The following is a 5,785-nucleotide window of genomic DNA, read 5'->3' on the forward strand; positions in this document are numbered from 1 at the left end:
GACGCAGCGAACTCCGGCGCTGCGCGCCTCCGGTCCGAGGATGCGTTTCCCTCCCCGGCTGAAGCCGGGGATACCCACGCAAGATCAGGGATGGGTTCCTCTTCTTCTGGTCCAGACAGGGGTGCGCGCCTGGCGTGCTTGGCCGCGGGTCGGCCGAAACGTGCCAGCTATCCCTGCAGTCGGTTCTTGGACGCCGACATCGCGGTCTCCTCCGGGTTTTCACGCCGGGGCTGCCGTCCGTCCCCCGAGGGGGGCGCTCACATAGAGGAACCTTCCAGGAGAGCCATTTCTTCACAAGAGGTTGAACAATAAACTACAGGGATGTGCATCACTCTGCCCGGAGGGCGGGGAGGGGCTCTGGTCGATCCGTGCGAGAGGGGTCTTCAAGAAGACGAGTGCGGGCCGAACGCTTGCCCGCGACGGGTGCCGCCCGCAATGGGCGCGCAGGCGATGGAGTACCGCGACGAGCTGATGGAGGCGGCCGCCGTCCTGGACGCACTCGCCCTGTGCCGCCCGCCTGGCGGCCACCTGTCCGGCTTCCACGTGGAGGGGCCGACGGCCCGCCCGGACAAGGGGATGAGCTGCGCGTCGACGCCGCTGTCGTCGTCGCCGCGGCTGTCGCCGTCGTCGGCGATCTGGCGTCGTATGACCGGCGCCACGACGTGACCGGCCTCGCCGGGAAGGGCGGCCCGCGAAGGGGCCACGATCAGCCGCTGCCGTACGAGACCGGCCGGCGGCTCTCTCGCCGATCCGGGCTCGATGTCTGCCGGTCAGCGACGGATGAAACCGAGGGTGGTGGCGGTGGCGACGGCGGCGGTGCGTGAGTCCACGCCGAGCTTTGCGTAGATGCGGGCGAGGTGGGATTTGACGGTTCCCTCGGTCAGGTGGAGGCGCCCGCCGATCGCCTGGTTGGACAGGCCCTCGGCGACCAGGGTGAGGACTTCGGTCTCACGGGGGGTCAGGGCGGTGCCAGGTGCCCGGAGCCGGTTCATCAGTCTCTCGGCGACCGTGGGGGCCAGGGTGGTGCGGCCGGCAGCGGCGGTACGTACGGCGGCGGCGAGCTCCTCGGGAGGTGCGTCCTTGAGGAGGTAGCCGGTGGCGCCGGCTTCGATCGCGGGCAGGGTGTCGGCGTCGGAGTCGTAGGTGGTGACGATCAGTACGCGGGGCGCGCCGGTCCGGGCGGTGATGGCGGCGGTGGCCTCGGCGCCGCCCATGCCTTTGCCGAACTGCAGGTCCATGAGGACGACGTCGATGTCCCCGTCGGCGGCTCGGGCGACGGCGTCCTCGGCGGTGGCGGCTTCGGCCACGACGGTGAGGCCGGGTTCGGTCTCCAGTACGGCGCGCAGCCCGGCCCGGACGACGGGGTGGTCGTCGGCCAGGAGCAGGCGGATGGAGGTATCGGTCACGGCTGGGCCTCGGGCTCGGTCTCGGTGGGGGACAGGGGCAGCCGGGCGGTCAGGGTCGTTCCGTGGCCGGGTGCGGATTCGACGGCCAGGGTGCCGCCGAGGGCGTGGGAGCGTGCGCGCATGGCGGCGAGGCCGAAGCCGCCGCTTGTGGGGTCGGGGCCGGGCAGTCGGTCTACGTCGAAGCCGGTGCCGTCGTCGTCGACGGCGAGGGTGACGTGGCCGTGGGCGTAGTCGAGGGTGATGCCCGCGGTGGTGGCCTGCGCGTGGCGGACGGTGTTGGCGAGGGCGGACTGGGCGATGCGCAGCAGAGCGACTTCGTGTGCGGTCGGCAGCGGTGCGGGGTCGCCGGTGAGGCGGAATCGGGCGGTGAGCCGGTGGCGGGCGTCGGTGGTGGCGCACAGGCGTTCCAGCGCATGGGCCAGAGTGGTGCCTTCCAGGGCGGGCGGGGTGAGGGCGGCCACGAAGCGGCGGGCCTCGGCCAGGTTGTCCACGGCGGTCTGGCGGGCCTGGTCCACGTGGCGGGCGGCGGCTTCCGGCCGGTCAGGGAGGGCGCGTTCGGCGGCGCGCAGCAGCAGCTGGATGCTCGTCAGTCCCTGGGCAAGGGTGTCGTGGATCTCGCGGGCCAGGCGTTCGCGTTCGGCCAGGACACCGGCGGTGTGCTGGGCGGTGGCGAGGTCGGCACGGGTGGCGGTGAGCTCTTCGATCAGCCGGCGGCGGTGTTCGCTCTCCCGGTAGAGCGCCTGATAGCCCCACACCACCGCGACGGCGACGGCGGCGCCGAGCGCGGGTCCGATGGCCATGGCAGGACCGAAGGACTCTTGATGGGCAGCGAAGCCGGCGATGGCGGCGGTCGCGGTGGCCGCCACCGCGACGAGGCCGGCGCGGCGGTTCAGCAGATGGAGTTGAAGGAAGTAGAGCGGGAAGGCGACCCAGACGGCGTCGGCGGACAGCGCCAGGAGCCCCAGCCAGACCGTGCCCACGGCGGCCAGCCACAGGGCGGCCGCATGCCGCGAGCGCCGGACGCTGAGGAGCAGCGGTCCGGCCGCGTAGGCCAGTCCGCAGAGCGCTGCCACGGCAACGACGGCCCCGGTGTGCGGGAGGTTGCCGGTCACGGCACGGGCCGCGGCCAGTGCGAGCAGGGCGACGACCAGCAGGTGCAGGCACCAGGTCAGGGCCCGGGTCGTGGGGGATGGGGCGGTGGTGTTCACAGTCCTTCCAGGCTAAAGAAGTCCATCGGTCCGGACCTCTGTCGAAAGTTACAACCTGCGGCCCGCCTTTCAGTCCGTGAAGTGCCGTCTTGCGCCAGATGCCCCGGCGGGGGGGCCGACGACGAGGGTGGAGGCGTAGCGATTCCACCACCGGAGAGGACAGGACCGAGGCCGTGTTCGTCGCCTGGAGAGACCTGAGGTTCGCCAAGGGGCGCTTCGCCCTGATGGGGACCGTCATCGTGCTGATCACACTGTTGGTCGGGCTGCTGTCCGGGCTGACCGCCGGGCTGGGACGGCAGAACATCTCAGCGATCACGTCCCTGCCCGCCGACAGGATCGCCTTCGGCGCGCCCGGCGGCGGACGGGACCTGTCGTACGCCGACTCCACCGTCACCGGGAAGCAGTGGCGGCAGTGGGCCCGGACGCCGGGAGTCACCGGCGCCGAACCGCTGGGCATCACCACCACCAGGGCCACAGCGGGGGACAGGAACGCCGGAGTCTCCGTATTCGGGGTGTGCCCCGGCTCCTCGCTCGCGCCGGACAGCGGCGCGCTCGACGACCGCACCGCGGTGCTGTCCACCACGGCCGCCGCCGACCTGGGCCTGAGGCCGGGTGACGCCTTCACCCTGGCCGGACGGTGGCTGACCGTCGCCGCCGTCCGGGGCGACGCCCACTTCAGCCACACCCCCGTCATCTGGACCGATCTCGATGTCTGGCGGCGGACCGCACCGCCCACGGACGGCGACGGGCCCTTCGCGACCGTGCTCGCCCTGAACACCGCATCCGGCGCCGACCTCGCCGCAGTCGACCGTGCGGCGGGCACCAGGTCCGTCGCCAAGGACGACTCGCTGTCCGCGATCGGCTCCTACACCTCCGAGGACGGTTCCCTGCAGCTGATGCGCGGTTTCCTGTTCGCGATCTCGGCCCTGGTCATCGGTTCCTTCTTCACCGTGTGGACCATCCAGCGAAGCGGCGACGTCGCCGTGCTCAAAGCGCTGGGCGCGTCCACGGCCGGCCTGCTGAAGGACGCCCTCGGTCAAGCCGTCGTCCTGCTCACCGGGGGCACGCTCATCGGTACCGGCATCGCCGCCGCTCTCGGCGCCGTCGTCTCCGGATCCGCGGTGCCCTTCGTCCTGGACGCGGGCACTGCTCTCGTCCCGGCGACGGTGATGATCCTGCTCGGCGCGCTCGGGGCCGCCCTGTCCGTCCGCCGCATCACCTCCGTAGACCCGCTCACCGCCCTGGGGAACGCCCGATGAGCCTGAACCTGACCGACATCACTCTCACCTATCCCGACGGCGACTCCCGGCTGACCGCCCTGGAACGGATCACCCTGAACGTGCCGAGGGGCAGCCTGACCGCCGTGGTCGGCCCCTCCGGCTCGGGCAAGTCCAGCCTCCTGGCCGTCGCCGCCACCCTCATCGCCCCCGACGCGGGTACCGTCACCGTCGACGGCACACCCACCACCGGCCTGACCCGCAGTGAGCTGGCCGAGCTGCGCCGCCACAAGATAGGCATCGTGTTCCAGCAACCCAACTTGCTGCCCTCACTCACCGCCGCCGAGCAACTTCAGGTCATGGCACAGATCGACGGCCGCTCACCGAAGAAGGCGCGCGGCCGGGCCACGGACCTCCTGGACGCCGTCGGGCTCGCCGATCACGCACACCGCCGACCGCACCAACTCTCCGGCGGCCAGCGGCAGCGCGTCAACATCGCCCGCGCCCTGATGAACGACCCGACCGTCCTACTGGTCGACGAACCCACCAGCGCCCTCGACCACGAACGCGGTGCCGCCGTCATCGAGATGATCGCCGGCCTCACCCGTCGGCAGGCCACCGCCACCGTTCTCGTCACCCACGACCGCACCCACCTCACCGCCGCCGACAGCATCGCCGAGGTCCACGACGGGAGACTCAGCCGCACCTGAGTGCTTGAGGCCCTGTTTGCCTCGGGCGACCGGAGGTGGTGTCCGCCATGGCTTGGTAGGAGCAGCCGAAGCGAAGGAGTTGGAGCAGCTCGTCGAAGATGGTCCGGTCGCTGATCCGCGGGCGGCGGCAGCCCAGTGGGCGGGCGGGATGGTAGACCGGCCGCTGGGGCAGCGGCGCTGCGCATTGGGCCCAGAGGGGTTTCGGTCAGCCATGACGGCGGTGAAGGCACGGGTCTCCCGATGATCACAGAGCGTCGCAACTCCACGATCGCTAGTGCTCTGACCGCTTGGGTTCGCCGGGTTGACGGTGGTCGCGGTTGGATGTGCGCTGACGTCCGATCCGACTGCTGGGGGTGCTGCGGTGGCCGAGCCTGTCCGTGTGCGCAGATTGACGACCAGGAAGGGCAGAAGCTGCAGCAGATCGTGCGCCGGGGCAGCACCAGCTCGGTTCGCTATCGGCGCGCGATGATGCTGCTGGCCTCCGCTGGCGGGAACGGGGGCCGTTGATCGTCCAGCTGGTCCAGGCCGACGAGGGCAGCGCGGCGACAGCCTTGTGGAACACCTCGCAGAGGCAAGGGGATCAGTTGACCGGCAGTGCGTAGTTCTCCCGTCGGGAGGCTGTGCCAAGCAATGTACGTGCGACGTCTCCCAGTGATCCGAGCAGCGGGTTGGGGTCGTCAGCGCGCGTGACGAGCACGACCTCGCAGGGATCGATGTCGATGACGGGCACCAGGGCGATGTCCTCGGGCACAGCAGCGTGTCGATCGCCGGCAGGGAAGATCGCGACACAGTGGCCGGTGGCGATGAGTTCCAGCTTGTCCTCGTAGCTGTCGTCGATTGCGGGCCTGTCCCGGCGTGACGACGAACGACAGCGGCCGACAACGGCGTTCGGCCGCGAGATGGGTCTTGGTGGTCAGTCCGCCCCGGGAACGGCCCAGTTCAGCCGCACGGAGCCGGGCTCTGCGCCGACGTCGTAAACGCCGGCGCTCCTCGCGCACCGCGTCATCGTCCGGCGGAGCTATCGGTGCGTTTTGCCCCTTTCGAGGAGCCCCTTTTCCTCGGCGACGGCCTTCTCCAGCTCGTCCAGCAGTTCGGGATCGACGGCCATCCCCGCCGCGTGTTGATGAGCACGCGCGACCGTGGAATCCACGCTGACCAGGTCGAGATCGACCTGTCCGCGGACCGCGGCCTCCGCGATCATCCCCTCCATCAGCGTCCGGAAAGTCCCGGCCACCGCCCAGCGC

The 5,785-nt window shown here is 70.9% G+C and carries 6 protein-coding genes and 3 pseudogenes; 4 read left to right on the plus strand and 5 right to left on the minus strand.

All coding sequences use genetic code 11. The features are described 5' to 3' along the window. Positions 1 to 435 precede the first annotated feature (435 nt). A complete protein-coding gene (locus ACFYX0_RS46305; protein WP_388981489.1) occupies positions 436 to 666 on the plus strand; it encodes a hypothetical protein in 231 nt (76 codons plus the stop codon). 104 nt (positions 667 to 770) lie between these two features. Here the strand turns inward: ACFYX0_RS46305 and ACFYX0_RS46310 are convergent, their stop codons facing one another. Further along, positions 771 to 1,406 carry a response regulator gene (locus ACFYX0_RS46310; RefSeq protein ID WP_388981492.1) on the minus strand — a complete coding sequence of 212 codons (636 nt, stop codon included), beginning with the start codon at positions 1,404 to 1,406 and terminating at the stop codon, positions 771 to 773. After that, positions 1,403 to 2,614, minus strand: a complete 1,212-nt coding sequence (locus ACFYX0_RS46315; protein ID WP_388981495.1) for a sensor histidine kinase — start codon at positions 2,612 to 2,614, stop codon at positions 1,403 to 1,405. The genes ACFYX0_RS46310 and ACFYX0_RS46315 overlap by 4 nt, the downstream gene beginning before the upstream one ends. A 173-nt stretch (positions 2,615 to 2,787) precedes the next feature. Here ACFYX0_RS46315 and ACFYX0_RS46320 point away from each other — a divergent pair, with 173 nt between their 5' ends. Further along, positions 2,788 to 3,873 carry an ABC transporter permease gene (locus ACFYX0_RS46320; protein WP_388981497.1) on the plus strand — a complete coding sequence of 362 codons (1,086 nt, stop codon included), beginning with the start codon at positions 2,788 to 2,790 and terminating at the stop codon, positions 3,871 to 3,873. Next, positions 3,870 to 4,541, plus strand: a complete 672-nt coding sequence (locus ACFYX0_RS46325) for an ABC transporter ATP-binding protein (RefSeq protein ID WP_388981500.1) — start codon at positions 3,870 to 3,872, stop codon at positions 4,539 to 4,541. Before ACFYX0_RS46320 ends, ACFYX0_RS46325 begins: the two co-directional genes overlap by 4 nt. 34 nt (positions 4,542 to 4,575) lie before the next feature. On the opposite strand, the pseudogene ACFYX0_RS46330 reads toward ACFYX0_RS46325, so the two are convergent. Beyond that, positions 4,576 to 4,771: pseudogene (locus tag ACFYX0_RS46330) on the minus strand (IS5/IS1182 family transposase); the annotation flags it as partial. A gap of 131 nt (positions 4,772 to 4,902) precedes the next feature. Between ACFYX0_RS46330 and ACFYX0_RS46335 the strand changes: the two are divergent. Next, positions 4,903 to 5,074 (plus strand): annotated as a pseudogene (locus ACFYX0_RS46335) (IS630 family transposase); the annotation flags it as partial. A 47-nt stretch (positions 5,075 to 5,121) separates the two neighbouring features. Here the strand turns inward: ACFYX0_RS46335 and ACFYX0_RS46340 are convergent. Then, entirely contained in the window at positions 5,122 to 5,292 is a 171-nt protein-coding gene (locus tag ACFYX0_RS46340) for a hypothetical protein (RefSeq protein ID WP_388981504.1), read from the minus strand. 267 nt (positions 5,293 to 5,559) lie between these two features. Next, a pseudogene (locus ACFYX0_RS46345) lies at positions 5,560 to 5,785 on the minus strand (hypothetical protein); the annotation flags it as partial.

Source organism: Streptomyces sp. NPDC002573 (assembly GCF_042889625.1).
In the GTDB taxonomy this organism is placed as follows: domain Bacteria; phylum Actinomycetota; class Actinomycetes; order Streptomycetales; family Streptomycetaceae; genus Streptomyces; species Streptomyces gibsoniae.

Bases quoted from the DNA above. Each gene is read 5' to 3' on its own strand.
- ACFYX0_RS46305 (WP_388981489.1), top strand. From the start codon at position 436: ATGGGCGCGCAGGCGATGGAGTACCGCGACGAGCTGATGGAGGCGGCC.
- ACFYX0_RS46325 (WP_388981500.1), top strand. From the start codon at position 3,870: ATGAGCCTGAACCTGACCGACATCACTCTCACCTATCCCGACGGCGAC.